This is a genomic window from Kitasatospora sp. MBT66 (assembly GCF_000710405.2).
GTDB classification, from domain to species: domain Bacteria; phylum Actinomycetota; class Actinomycetes; order Streptomycetales; family Streptomycetaceae; genus Kitasatospora; species Kitasatospora purpeofusca.
In genome coordinates this window covers 283435-296243 of record NZ_JAIY01000003.1, presented here as the reverse complement: position 1 = coordinate 296243, position 12809 = coordinate 283435, and the positions used below count along the sequence as shown (strand labels likewise).

Annotated in this window: 11 protein-coding genes; 8 read left to right on the top strand and 3 right to left on the bottom strand. The window is 74.4% G+C overall.

Features of this window, described 5'->3' with window-relative positions:
- Positions 1-46: 46 nt before the first annotated feature.
- The 3 genes from BI06_RS03230 to BI06_RS03220 all read right to left on the bottom strand — a co-directional run bounded on the left by BI06_RS03230 (position 47) and on the right by BI06_RS03220 (position 3568).
- Positions 47-1066, bottom strand: coding sequence for a TIGR03842 family LLM class F420-dependent oxidoreductase (locus tag BI06_RS03230; RefSeq protein ID WP_043464893.1), 1020 nt, complete (start codon positions 1064-1066; stop codon positions 47-49).
- 137 nt (positions 1067-1203) lie between these two features.
- Positions 1204-2703, bottom strand: coding sequence for a dihydropyrimidinase (gene hydA / locus BI06_RS03225; RefSeq protein ID WP_078879652.1), 1500 nt, complete (start codon positions 2701-2703; stop codon positions 1204-1206).
- Positions 2704-2725: 22 nt separating this feature from the next.
- Positions 2726-3568, bottom strand: a complete 843-nt coding sequence (locus BI06_RS03220) for a nitrilase-related carbon-nitrogen hydrolase (RefSeq protein ID WP_043464891.1) — start codon at positions 3566-3568, stop codon at positions 2726-2728.
- Between the two features lie 421 nt (positions 3569-3989).
- Between BI06_RS03220 and BI06_RS50250 the strand changes: the two genes are divergently transcribed.
- From BI06_RS50250 to BI06_RS03185, 8 genes are all read left to right on the top strand, one after another.
- Positions 3990-7310 carry a hypothetical protein gene (locus BI06_RS50250; protein WP_158516374.1) on the top strand — a complete coding sequence of 1107 codons (3321 nt, stop codon included), beginning with the start codon at positions 3990-3992 and terminating at the stop codon, positions 7308-7310.
- Between the two features lie 47 nt (positions 7311-7357).
- A complete protein-coding gene (locus BI06_RS55385; protein WP_106981192.1) occupies positions 7358-7435 on the top strand; it encodes a putative leader peptide in 78 nt (25 codons plus the stop codon).
- A gap of 311 nt (positions 7436-7746) precedes the next feature.
- Positions 7747-8268 carry a cysteine dioxygenase family protein gene (locus tag BI06_RS03210; RefSeq protein ID WP_030391903.1) on the top strand — a complete coding sequence of 174 codons (522 nt, stop codon included), beginning with the start codon at positions 7747-7749 and terminating at the stop codon, positions 8266-8268.
- Positions 8262-8672, top strand: coding sequence for a rhodanese-like domain-containing protein (locus BI06_RS03205; RefSeq protein ID WP_030391902.1), 411 nt, complete (start codon positions 8262-8264; stop codon positions 8670-8672). Before BI06_RS03210 ends, BI06_RS03205 begins: the two co-directional genes overlap by 7 nt.
- A gap of 332 nt (positions 8673-9004) precedes the next feature.
- Entirely contained in the window at positions 9005-10189 is a 1185-nt protein-coding gene (locus tag BI06_RS03200) for an ATP-binding cassette domain-containing protein (RefSeq protein WP_082558233.1), read from the top strand.
- Positions 10179-10847, top strand: a complete 669-nt coding sequence (locus tag BI06_RS03195) for an ABC transporter permease (RefSeq protein WP_030391900.1) — start codon at positions 10179-10181, stop codon at positions 10845-10847. The genes BI06_RS03200 and BI06_RS03195 overlap by 11 nt, the downstream gene beginning before the upstream one ends.
- Positions 10844-11536, top strand: coding sequence for an ABC transporter permease (locus BI06_RS03190; protein ID WP_030391899.1), 693 nt, complete (start codon positions 10844-10846; stop codon positions 11534-11536). The genes BI06_RS03195 and BI06_RS03190 overlap by 4 nt, the downstream gene beginning before the upstream one ends.
- 195 nt (positions 11537-11731) lie before the next feature.
- The gene (locus BI06_RS03185; RefSeq protein WP_078879650.1) at positions 11732-12748 is read left to right on the top strand and encodes an ABC transporter substrate-binding protein; all 1017 of its coding nucleotides are present in this window, start codon (positions 11732-11734) and stop codon (positions 12746-12748) included.
- The last annotated feature ends 61 nt before the right edge of the window (positions 12749-12809 follow it).

Genomic DNA, 12809 nt, shown 5'->3' with positions numbered 1-12809 from the left:
CGTTCGGAGGAGTGCCGGCCCGGCTCCGCGAGTGCTCCGGGGCCGGTCAGGCGCCCAGTGCGGGGATGACGTTCGTGCCGTAGGCGTCGATGGTGGATTCGACGGCGTCGTGCATGGCGTAGACGGCGAACTGGTCGACGCCCAGGCCGCGGAGCTGGTCGAGGCGGGCGAGGTGGGTCTCGACCGGGCCGATGACGCAGAAGCGGTCCACGATCGCGTCCGGGACGAAGGCGGTGTCGGGGTTCCCGGCGCGGCCGTGGTGGCTGTAGTCGTAGCCCTGGCGGTCCTTGATGTAGGCGGTGAGTTCGTCGGGGACGAGGCCGGAGTGCTCGCCGTAGTGCCGGACGAGTTCGGCGACGTGGTTGCCGACCATGCCGCCGAACCAGCGGCACTGCTCGCGGGCGTGGGCGAGGGCGGCCGGGGAGTCGTCGGCGGTCACGTAGGCGGGGGCGGCGACGCAGACGGTGAGCGAATCGGGGTCGCGCCCGGCTTCGGCGGCGGACCGGCGGACGGCCTTGACCATGTACTCGGTGAGGAACGGGTCGGCGAGTTGGAGGATGAACCCGTCCGCCTGACGGCCGGTCAGATCGAGGGCCTTGGGCCCGTAGGCGCCCATCCAGATCGGCAGGCGCGCGCCCTCGCCGACCCAGGGCAGGTGCATCTCGGTGCCGTCGACCTCGGCGGTCCGCCCCTCGGCCAACTCCTTGACGGCGTGCATGGCCTGGGAGAGCCGGTCGAGGGTGGCGGGCTTGCGGCCGGCGACCCGCATCGCGGAGTCGCCGCGGCCGATGCCGCAGACGGTGCGGTTGCCGAACATGTCGTTGAGCGTGGCGAAGAGGGAGGCGGTGACCTCCCAGGTGCGGGTGGAGGGGTTGGTGACCATGGGGCCGACGGTGAGGGTGCTGGTCTCGGCGAGGATCCGGCTGTAGATGACGAAGGGTTCCTGCCACAGGACGCAGGAGTCGAAGGTCCAACCGTGGCTGAAGCCGGCCCGCTCGGCGCGGATCATGCGATCGATGAGCAGGCGGGCGGGCGGGTCGGTCTGCAGGACGAGGCCGATGTCCAAGGCGGGCTCCGGGAGTTGGTCGGGGTGCGGTCGGGAGAGGCGACCGGGCGGGAAAGACGGACCGGACGGGAGGGGTGGACCGGGCGGCGGGCGGGTCCGACCGGCCGGGGAGGGGCGACCGGTCGGGGCACGGCGGCTCAGTCGAGGTACTGGCAGGTGTCCCGGCGCAGGAAGGCGCCGTGGCCGGCCCGGCCCAGCCAGGTGCCCCGGTCGAGCACCACGGTGCCGCGCGAGAGCACGGTGCGGGCGCGGCCGGTGAGGGTGCGCCCCTCGTACGCCGAGTAGTCGACGTTCATGTGGTGGGTCGCGGCGGAGACGGTCTGGACGGCGTTCGGGTCGTAGACCACGATGTCGGCGTCGGCGCCGGGGGCGAGGGTGCCCTTGCGCGGGTGCAGGCCGAACATCCGGGCCGGGGTGGTGCAGGCGATCTCGATCCAGCGGCGGCGGCTGATCCGTCCGTCGACCACGGCCTGGTGGAGGAGGTCCATCCGGTTCTCCACGCCGGGAAGGCCGTTGGGGATCTTCGAGAAGTCGCCGCGGCCGAGCTCCTTCTGGCCCGTGTAGCAGAACGGGCAGTGGTCGGTGGAGACCACCTGGAGGTCGTTGGTGCGCAGCCCGCGCCAGAGCGCCTCCTGGTGCTCGCGGGGCCGCAGCGGCGTGCTGCACACGTACTTGGCGCCCTCGAAGCCGTCGGCGCCCTCCTCGGCGAGGTTGTCGGTGGAGAGGAAGAGGTACTGCGGGCAGGTCTCGCCGAAGACGGGGAGTCCTTCGTCGCGGGCCCGGGCGAGTTCGGCGAGGGCGGAGGCGGCGGAGACGTGGACCACATAGAGGGGGCTGCCGGCGACCTGGGCGAGCTTGATCGCCCGGTGGGTGGCCTCGGCCTCCAGCAGTTCGCGGCGGACCTCGCCGTGGTAGCGGGGCGCGGTGCGGCCGGCGGCGAGGGCCTGTTCGACGAGGACGTCGATGGCGATGCCGTTCTCGGCGTGCATCATGGTCAACCCGCCGTTGGCGGCGCCGCGTTGCATGGCGCGCAGGATGCGGCCGTCATCGCTGTAGAAGACGCCGGGGTAGGCCATGAACAGCTTGAAGGAGGTGGACTCGCCGGAGTCGACGAGGGTGTCCATCTCCTTGAGGACGGCGTCGGTGACGTCGGAGACGATGGTGTGGAAGGCGTAGTCGATCGCGCAGTTGCCCTCGGCCTTGGCGTGCCAGGTGTCCAGGCCCTCGCGCAGGCTGCCGCCGACCGACTGGACGGCGAAGTCGACGATGGTGGTGGTGCCGCCCCAGGCGGCGGCGCGGGTGCCGGTCTCGAAGGTGTCGGAGGCGTGGGTGCCGCCGAACGGCAGTTCCATGTGGGTGTGGGCGTCGACGCCGCCGGGGACGACGTAGTGGCCGTCGGCGTCGATCACGGTGTCCGCGGTCCAGGAGAGGGCGGCCTCGCTGCCGGTGGCGGCGAGGGCGGCGATCCGTTCGCCCTCGACGAGGACGTCGGCGCGCAGTTCCTCGGTGGCGGTGACGACGAGGCCGCCGCGGACGGCGGTGCGCCCGGTCCGGGCTGTGGCCGTGCCGGTGGCCCGGCCGGTGGCGGGGGTGCCGCTCGGGGTGCTGCTCGGGGTGGTGCCGGGAGTGCTGGTCATGGTGTGCTCGTGCCCCTCTCCGTCACGCCTCGGTCAGTGGTCCGTACGCCTCCGGGCGGCGGTCGCGGTAGAACGCCCACTGCTGGCGGACCTGTTCGATGAGGTCGAGGTCGAGGTCGCGCACGACCAGCTCCTCCTCCTTGTCGGAGGCCACCTCGCCGACGAACCGGCCGCGCGGGTCGACGAAGTAGGAGGTGCCGTAGAAGTCGTTGTCGCCGTACTCCTCGGTGCCGACGCGGTTGATGGCGGCCACGTAGTAGGCGTTGGCGACGGCGGCGGCGGGCTGTTCGAGCTGCCACAGGTAGGCGGAGAGGCTGCGGCTGGTGGCGGAGGGGTTGTAGACGATCTGCGCGCCGCCCAGGCCCAGGGCGCGCCAGCCCTCGGGGAAGTGCCGGTCGTAGCAGATGTACACGCCGACCTTGCCGACCGCGGTGTCGAAGACCGGCCAGCCGAGGTTGCCGGGCTTGAAGTAGTACTTCTCCCAGAAGCCCTTGACCTGCGGGATGTGGTGCTTGCGGTACTTGCCGAGGTAGCTGCCGTCGGCGTCGATCACGGCGGCGGTGTTGTAGTAGACGCCGGGCTGGTCCTCCTCGTAGACGGGGACGACCAGGACGAGGCCGAGTTCGCGGGCGAGTTCGCGCATCCGCCGCACGGTGGGGCCGTCGGGGACGGGCTCGGCCCAGCGGTAGTGCTCCGGGTCCTGCACCTGGCAGAAGTACGGGGAGTTGAAGACCTCCTGGAAGCCGAGGATCTTCGCGCCCTGTGCGGCCGCCTCGCGGGCGTAGCGCTCGTGGAGGGCGATCATGCTCTCCTGGTCGCCGGTCCAGCGGGTCTGGACGAGGGCGGCACAGACGATCTGCGACATGGGTACCTCCGCAACTCCGCGGCCCGTCCGGGGGCGGGCCCGCGGTCCGAGGGTCGGCGGGCGGTGCTGCCTGCGGTGGATGTCTACGTGCGTAGAAAGTTGGTGCGTCGACCGTAGGCCCGGCTCCGGTCGCCTGACAATACGTCCGACGCGACGTGGCCGGGGCGATCCTGCCGGGCGGACACGCGGGGTCTCGTAGGTGGGATGAAACGGTCATCTACCCCGGGAGCGCACTCCTTACTCATTCGGGTGAATCCATGCTCGGGGTGGGCTGCGGCGGGGCAGGAAGGTGGTGACGCCCCTACCGGCTGCGGGTCCGCGGGGACAGGCGGGATCCGGACAGGCTTCGGACGGGACCGGGGCGTTCGCGGGGGGCGCGGGGTGCGTCCCCCGGGGTCGGGTGTCGGGTGTTGGTGGTGCGGTGGTGGAGAGGGAGGGGTGGATCGTGGTGACGGCCGACGGCAGGGCGGCGGGCAGGGCGGCGGGCACGGTGCCCGCCTGGGGCGGGGTGCTGCTCGGGCTCGCGGTACCGGTGCCGGCCGTGCTCGGCTGGCTGCTGTACACCCGGCGGACGGCCGCCGACCAGGGCGCCAGGGACGTCCGGCTGCAACTCGCCGGCTCGCGGTCCGCCGCCGAGGCCGTGATCGCCGGCCAGGCACCGGCGTTCCGGGCCGCGCTGGACGCCGACCTCTGGCTGATCGGCGGCTACACGGTCACCCTCGCGGCGGCCGGGCTGCTCGGGGCCCATGTGTTCACCCGGGTGCACTGGCGGTCGGCGGCACTGGCCGCGGGCCTGGCGGGCGTACTGGCCGGCGCCTGCGACCTGGCCGAGGACGCCCTGCTGGACGCCGGGCTGGGCATGGCCGGTCCCGGACCGACGGGCGGGGACGCGCCGTTCGCCGCGGCGGCCGCGTTCGCCACCGTCAAATGGCTGCTACTGCTCCCCTCGGGGGCGGTCGCGGTCGTGGTGTGCGGCGCCACCGCGCACCGGGCGGTGCGCGGGCTGCTGACGCGGCGGGAGTCGGAGGGCGACGAGGGCGGGGTGGGGCAGCGGGACGAGTACGGGCAGCGGGGGCGGGCGGCCGGCGGGCGCGCCGTGCGCGGACGGGGCGGGGCCGGGGTGGCCTCGGGGCCGGATCCGCCCGCCGCTGCCGGACCGCCGCTGATCCCGCCGTGGCCGGTACTGACCGCGCGGGGCGGGCGGTGGCCGCCCGGCCCCCGGAGCCACGGGCCGCTCACCCGGCAGGCCCGCTGGCACAACGCCGCCCGGGTCCCGCCCGGCCGCGAGCACGCTCCGCTCGGCTTCTGCGTCTCCGGCGGCGGCATCCGCTCGGCCTGCGTCACCCTCGGCGCGCTCCAGGCGCTGCGCCCCTGGCTGAAGCGGGCGCGCTACCTGGTCGCGGTCTCCGGGGGCGGGTACACGGTCGGCGCGATGCAGTTGGCGCTGAGCGACTCCGCGCCCGACAGTCCGGTCCGGGTGCGCTCCGGCCTGACCGCCGACAGCGTGCTCGAGCCCGGCTCGCCCGAGGAGGACCACCTCCGCCGCCACTCCAAGTACCTCGCGGACGGGGCGGGCGAGTGGTTGATCGCGCTCGGCACCCTGCTGCGGGGTCTGGTCGCGGCGCTCGCGCTGCTGCTCGCCGCCGTGCTGGTGCTCGGCCTCGGCCTGAGCCGGTTCTACCACCTCGTACCGCTCGCCGACCTGGGCGGCCTCGGCACAGCCGGCGGCTCGCCGACCGTCCGGGTCCCCGTCCTGCTCACCCTCGCCGGGCTGCTCTCGGCCGCCGCCACCGGGTGGCTGCTGTGGCTGCTCACCTTCTCCTGGCTCGGCTGGAACACGCCGCTGCCGCGGCTCCTGCGCCGCTTCTCGCACGGCGCGCTGGCGCTGGCGGTCCTGCTCGCCCTGGGTGTGCTGGCCGTGCCCGGTCTGGCCTGGGGCGCGGTGGCGCTGCGGCGGGCGCTCGCGGTCGGCGCCCGGCAGGCCGGGGCCGGCATCAGCCTCACCGTGCTGCTCAGCTACCTGGCGCTGCTGCTGGGCATCCTCTGGCACGGCCGCCACGCCATCGAGCAGGGCGCGGCGGTGCTCGGCGGGGTCCTGCGCGGAGCCCGCCGCAGCGCTCTCACCGTCCGGCTCACCGAGTACCTCGTGCTCTGGTCGGCCCTGACGGCGCTCACCGTCGGCGCGCTGCTCGCCTTCGGCTGGGCGGTGGCCACCGGACACACCTGGCCGACCGCCGTCCAGGTGCTGCTGCCGCTGGTCCTGGGCACGGTCGGGCTCAACCTCGACCAGACCTGGATGGGCCTGCACCCCTTCTACCGGCACCGGCTCGCCTCGGCCTTCGCCGTCCGGCGGGCGGTCGAGGGCGGGGAGGCAGGCCGGGGAACGGGCGGGGAGGCAGGCCGGGAGGCGGACGGGGAGACAGGTGGCACGGGGGACGCGGACCGGGGCGGCGAGGTGCTGGCCCGGCCGTACCACTTCTTCCGCGAGCAGACCCGGCTGAGCCACTACGGCGCCCGGCACCCGGACTTCCCCCAGGTGATCTTCGCGGCGGCGGCCAACCTCTCCGGCAGCGCGCGGACGCCGCCCGGCCGGCGGGCGGTGTCGTTCACCTTCTCCTCCGACTACGTGGGCGGCCCGGACGTCGGGTACGCGCGCACCGACCTGCTGGAGCGGCGCACCCGGCGGCACATCGCCCGGGACCTCACGGTGCAGTCCGCGATGGCCGTCTCCGGCGCCGCGTTCTCCTCCGCGATGGGCCGTCAGTCCCACGCATACCAGGGGCTGTTCGCGATCACCAACGCCAGGCTGGGCACCTGGCTGCCGAACCCGGCCGCCCTCGCCCCGCTCTGGGCGGCCGACCGGGACTGGCGGTACGCGCCGCAGCCCGCCGTGCGCCGGTTGTCGTACCAGCTGCGGGAGGCGTTCGGGCGGTACCCGATGGACGCACGGTTCCTGCTCACCACCGACGGCGGGCACTACGAGAACCTCGGCCTGGTCGAGTTGCTGCGGCACGGTGTGCGGACGGCGGTGTGCGTCGACGCGAGCGGCGACTCCGCCTTCGCGGGGTCGCTCGCGGCGGCGATCACCCTCGCCCGGGAGGAGCTGGGCATCGCCATCACCCTCCGGGAGCCGGACCTGCTGGTCCCGGGCAGCGCCGACGCCGGCACCGGGACGAGGACCGGCACCGGGAGCGGGAGCGGGGCCGGCGGCGAGGGCGGGCAGGCGCCGTTGCGCGGTCTGGCGGCGCGGCTGGCCGAACGACTGGCCGCGCGGGCGGTCGTGGTCGGCGACATCGTGTACCCGTGGCCGCTGGAGCTCGGCGACGCCGACGGTGGCGCGTCCGCCCGGCACGGCACGCTGATCGTCGCGCAGGCCGTGCTGACCCCCGACATGCCGTACGAGCTGCACGCCTACGCGATGGGTGATCCGGCCTTCCCGTACGACGGCGCCGGCGACCAGTGGTTCGACCACCGGCAGTTCGACGCCTACCAGACGCTCGGCCGGTACCTGGGCGAGCAGGCGGGACCGGTCGTCGAGGCGGCGCTGGCCGGGCCGGCGGCGGGAACGGCAGCAGCAGGGGGAACGGGGGCGGGCGCAGGAACGGGGCCGGCCAAGGGCGGCGGGGCCGACCGGCCGGGCCGGGGTCCGAACCGGAGCGGGAGCGTGCCCGGCCCCGGGGCGGCGCCCGCCGCCGAACGGGCTCCGACCACGTCCGACCAGCGGCGCGACGGGCGGCCGTGACCGCGCTCGCTTGACTCCTGCCCGTCCGGTCGGGAAGGATCCGGCGCATGGACACCGGCACCACTCTGGTCTGCCGCCTGCACGTCGACCTCCGACGCCAGGCGAGTTCCATCTGTGCCTGTTGACCCTGTTCCTTCCCGCCGGTTCCGCCCTGTGACCTCTGCCAGGGCCCGCGCCGCGCAACCGCTCTCCTGACGCCACGCCGCCCGGAACGACCGTGCCACCCCGCCGGTCCGACCGGTGCGGCACGCACCCGCCACCGGCTCCGGCACGGATCCCGCGCCACCGCACGGCCCGGCAACGCACGGCTCCGCAACGCGCCGCACGGCAACGAGCGTCCCACCCCGCCCCGCACCGCACCCTGTCCCACGGCGGCGCGCGGGCAGCACGGCGAACCGCTCCACCACCACCGCCCGCCCGTCCCGAGGACACCCACATGAACCTGGACCTCGCACCGACAACAACGCCCGCACCGGCATCCGCCCCCGCCGGGGAGGGCCGGACGCCGCTCACCCCGAACACGCTGCGGGAGATCGTCCGCGAGCTGGCCGAGCAGCCCGAGCAGTGGATCCACCACGTCCGCCTCTCCACCGAGGAGCGCTGGTACCGGCGGCTGGCGGCCGACGAGGACCACGAGGTCTGGCTGATCAGCTGGCTGCCCGGCCAGTCCACCGGCTTCCACGACCACGGCGGCTCGCGCGGAGCGTTCACGGTCGCGCTGGGCGAGCTGGAGGAGCTGTCGCTGGGCGGTCCCGAGCAGGGGCTGCTGATCCGGCGGATCGGCTCCGGCACCACCCGGGCCTTCGGTCCCGAGTACGTGCACGACGTCCGCAACACCGCGTCCGGCCCGGCCGTGACGCTGCACGCCTACTCCCCGCCGCTCAGCTCCATGGCGCACTACGAACTGCGGGCCGGTGGCCTGGTCCGCACCTCCGAGGAAGGACCCGACCAGTGGTGACCACGATCGACGACCTGGTGGACCGCGCCCGGGAAGGGGTGCACCGCCCCGGCCCCGACGAGGCGCTGCGGGCGCAGCGCGCCGGCGCGCTGCTGGTGGACATCCGCCCGGCGGCGCAGCGCGCGGCCGAGGGGGAGATCCCCGACACGCTGATCATCGAGCGCAATGTGCTGGAGTGGCGGCTCGACCCGACGGGCAGTCACCGGATCCCGGAGGCCACCGGCTACGACGTGGAGGTGGTGGTGGTCTGCTCGGAGGGGTACGCGTCGAGTCTGGCCGCCGCCTCGTTGCGCGAGCTGGGCCTGCACCGGGCGACCGACCTGGACGGCGGCTTCGTCGCCTGGGCGGCGGCCGGGCTGCCGACCCGTCAGGGCGGCCCCGGGGGAAGCCCTCGGGAAGGCTGAGTCAGGCGCCTCGGAGCACGCGCCTCGTGCTCCCCGCGTGCGCGTCGGCCGCTCCTGGTGAATCCGACCACGCCCGGTAAATCAGGGACACCGGGTTCACCAGGTCATAGGCTGATCAGAGTTTCCGCTTGTCCAAAGGCGGGCAGACCAGGCGACCGACAGGCACAGCGACACCGCACGGCACGGCAGGACACAGCACCGCACGGCACGACACGGCACGACACAGCGACAGACACAGCACCACAGCACAGCGACAGGCCGACGGACCGGCACAGCGACAGACACCACCATCGGCGCCGCCACCGGGAGCCGCCGAGACGAGGAATTCCCCCGTGATCAGATTCGACGGCGCGGGCAAGCGCCACCCCGACGGCACGGTCGCCGTCGAGGGCCTCGACCTCGACGTCCCCACCGGTCGGACGACCGTGCTGGTCGGCCCGTCCGGCTGCGGGAAGACCACGCTGCTGCGGATGGTCAACCGCATGGTCGAACCGACCTCGGGGCGGGTCCTGCTGGACGGCACCGATGTGGCGGCGCTGGACCCGGCCAAGCTCCGGCGCGGCATCGGCTACGTGATCCAGCAGGCCGGGCTGTTCCCGCACCGGCGGGTGATCGACAACATCGCGACGGTTCCCTATCTGCTCGGCTGGGACCGGAAGAAGGCCCGTGCCCGGGCGGCCGAACTGCTCGACCTGGTGGGGCTGGCGCCGGAGACCGCCAAGCGGTACCCGTTCCAGCTCTCCGGCGGCCAGCAGCAGCGGGTGGGTGTCGCGCGGGCGCTGGCCGCCGACCCGCCGGTGCTGCTGATGGACGAGCCGTTCAGCGCCGTCGACCCGGTGGTGCGCGCCGGGCTGCAGGAGGAGCTGCTCCGCCTCCAGTCCGAGCTGCACAAGACGGTGCTGTTCGTCACCCACGACATCGAGGAGGCGGTCCGGCTCGGCGACCAGGTGGTGGTGCTGCGCGAGCGCGGCCGGATCGCCCAGCTCGCCGATCCGCACACGCTGCTCACGGCGCCCGCGGACCTGGACGTCGCCGCCTTCCTCGGCCGCGACCGGGGCCTGCGCGGGCTCGGGCTGCGGCCGGCCGCCTCGGTCGCCGTCCGGCCGATACCCGGCGGCCCGGGCGACGGCGCGGCCGGACGGTCGCCGCACGGGGTCCGGTTCGCCGGCTGGGAGCTGATGCTGGACGACGGGCGGCGGCCGATCGGCTGGATCGACCGGGACGCGGCGGGCGCGGCCCTGGAGCCGGCGCCCGGGTTCCGGCCGGACGCCGACACCCTGCGCGCCGCCCTGGACGCGGCCGTGCTGTCCCCCACCGGGATCGCCGTCGCCCTGGACCCGGAGGGCCGCGCGATCGGTACGGCCGACCGCGAGGCGGTGCTCGCCGCGCTCGCGACCCGCCCGCCGTCCACGAACGGGGCACGGCAGGCCGAGAAGGCGGAGGCAGCGACGGGCGTGAAGGCGGAGGCCACGACGGACGCGACGGCCGAGACGGACGGAGCCGGCGGTGGACGATGAACCCCTCGTCCGCTGGTACTGGATCGGCGACCACCTCGGCTACCTCGGCGACCTGCTCGCCGACCACGCCGTCATCGCCCTCGTCCCGGTGCTGATCGGCCTGCTGCTGGCGGTCCCGCTCGGCCTGGCCTGCACCCGGTTCCCGCGCCTCTACCAGCCGCTCGCCGCCGTCTTCAACATCGTCTACGCCCTGCCCTCGCTGGCCGTCTTCGTGGTGCTCATCCCGTACACCGGGCTGGCCACCCAGGCCACCGTGATGATCCCGCTCACCTTCTACGCGGTGGCCGTGCTGCTGCCGACCACGGTGGACGGGCTGCGCGCCGTCCCCGACCCGGTGCGGCAGGCCGCGACGGCGATGGGGTACGGGCCGTGGCACCGGCTGGCCGCCGTCGAACTGCCCGCCGCCGTCCCCTACCTGGTGGCCGGTCTGCGGGTGGCGGCCGTCTCCAGCATCTCGCTGGCCTCGGTCGGCGCGCTGGTCGGCCGCGGCGGCCTCGGCTACCTGTTCGTCGACGGCTTCCAGCGCACCTTCCCGACCCCGATCGTGGCCGGGATCGTCCTGATCGCGGTGCTCGCCCTGGCCGTGGACCTGCTGCTGGTCGGCGCCCGCCGGCTGCTCGCGCCCTGGGCCGTCCGGGAGAAGGGAGCCGGGCAGTGAACTGGTTCACCTGGCTGGGGGACTTCTTCTCCGACCCGGACCGCCGCAGCGGTTCGAACGCGATCGCCAACCGGATCGCCGAGCACCTGCTGCTCTCCGGCGAGGCGCTGCTCTACGCCGCGCTGCTGGCCGTCCCGCTCGGGCTGCTGATCGGCTACACCGGGCGCGGCGTCACCGTGGTGACCGCGATGGCCGGCGCGGCCCGCGCGCTGCCGACGCTCGGGCTGGTGACGCTGGCGGTCCTGCTCGCGGGGGTCGGCGACACCGCCGTCCTGGTGCCGCTGGTGGCACTGGCCGCCCCGCCGCTGCTGGTCGCCGCCGTCGAGGGGGTCCGGGGCACCGACCCGGACGTGCGGGACGCGGCCCGGGGTGTCGGGCTGACGCACCCGCAGGTGCTGTGGCAGGTCTGTCTGCCGTCGGCGCTGCCGACCCTGCTGGCCGGCTTCCGGACCGCGACCGTGCAGGTCATCGCGACCGCGACGGTGGCCGCGTACGTCGGGCTCGGCGGCCTCGGCCGGTACGTGGTCGACGGGCTGGCCACCCGGGACTACGCGGCGACGGTCGGCGGCGCGCTGCTGGTCGTCCTGCTGGCCGTCGCGGCCCAGGCGTTCTTCGCCCTGCTGGCCCGGTACGCGCTCCCGCCAGGGTTGCGGGCGCAGCAGCGGGCCGCGGGCCGCCGGTCGTCGTGACCGCGCGGGGCCGGGGCCGGGAGCACGGCGGCCCGGCCCCCGGCCCCGGCCCGCCCCCGTTCTTCGCCTTCCCTTTCCCCTGTTTCCGGCTCCGGTTCCGGTTCCGGCCCCGTGTCAGGTATCGCCTGCAGTCCGGACCCGGGACATCCCGTTCGCCCTTCCCGAGTTGACCACCCCGAGAGGACACCTGTCACCATGTCGACATTCACCCCACTGAGCGGTTCCGCGGCCCCGAAGCCGGCCCGAGCGGCGGCGGTGCGCCGGAGCGCCTCCGTGGCGGCCCTGGCCGCGCTCGCCCTCGCCGCGACCGCCTGCTCCTCCTCCGGCGGCGACCCGCTGGGCGGCGGCTCCTCGACCTCGGCCGCCGGCGGCGCGTCGACCTCGGCGGCGGGCGCCGCCGGGACCTCCCCGGCCGCCGCCCCGGGCGGGACGGTCGTGGTCGGTTCCGCGAACTTCCCGGAGAACGTGCTGCTCGGCTCGATCTACGCCCAGGCGCTCCGGGCCAAGGGCGTCAAGGTCGAGGAGAAGTTCAACATCGGCAGCCGCGAGGTGCTCTACGGGCAGCTGCAGAGCGGCAGCCTCTCCGTGCTGCCCGAGTACAACGGCGCGCTGCTCGCCTACCTGGGCGGCAAGTCGGCCGACCCGACCGCGGCGGCGGTCAATGCCGAGCTGACGAAGACGCTGCCCGCCTCGCTCGGGATCCTGGAGTCCTCCCCCGCCGAGGACAAGGACACCCTGAGCATCAGCCAGGAGAGCGCCGACAAGTTCGGGCTCAAGACCATCGCGGACCTGGCCGCCAAGGCGGGCGAGTTCACCATCGGCGGTCCGCCGGAGTTCAAGTCGCGCCAGGAGCAGCCGCTGAAGGACGTCTACGGCCTGACCTTCAAGGAGTGGAAGTCGACCGGCGAGACCACGGCCAACGCCGTCAAGGACGGCTCGATCCAGGTCGGCAACGTCTTCTCCACCGACCCGAAGATCACCCAGCTGAAGCTGGTGCCGCTCGCCGACCCGAAGAACCTGTTCGGTGCCCAGAACGTCACGCCGCTGGTCAACAAGGCCAAGGTGGACGCGACGGCGACCGGTGCGCTCAACGCGGTGTCGGCCAAGCTGGACACGGCGGGGCTGCTGGCGCTGATGAAGAAGGTCGCGGTGGACAAGGAGGACCCGTCGGCGGTGGCCAAGGACTGGCTGAAGAGCAGCGGGCTGTCCTGACCTACGGGTCGCAGGGAAGCCGCCGCGGGGCGGGACCGGTCGGGACGACCGGTCCCGCCCC

Bases quoted from the DNA above. Each gene is read 5' to 3' on its own strand.
- BI06_RS03210 (WP_030391903.1), top strand. From the start codon at position 7,747: ATGAACCTGGACCTCGCACCGACAACAACGCCCGCACCGGCATCCGCC.
- BI06_RS03220 (WP_043464891.1), bottom strand. From the start codon at position 3,568: ATGTCGCAGATCGTCTGTGCCGCCCTCGTCCAGACCCGCTGGACCGGC.
- BI06_RS03185 (WP_078879650.1), top strand. From the start codon at position 11,732: ATGTCGACATTCACCCCACTGAGCGGTTCCGCGGCCCCGAAGCCGGCC.
- hydA (WP_078879652.1), bottom strand. From the start codon at position 2,703: ATGACCAGCACTCCCGGCACCACCCCGAGCAGCACCCCGAGCGGCACC.
- BI06_RS55385 (WP_106981192.1), top strand. From the start codon at position 7,358: ATGGACACCGGCACCACTCTGGTCTGCCGCCTGCACGTCGACCTCCGA.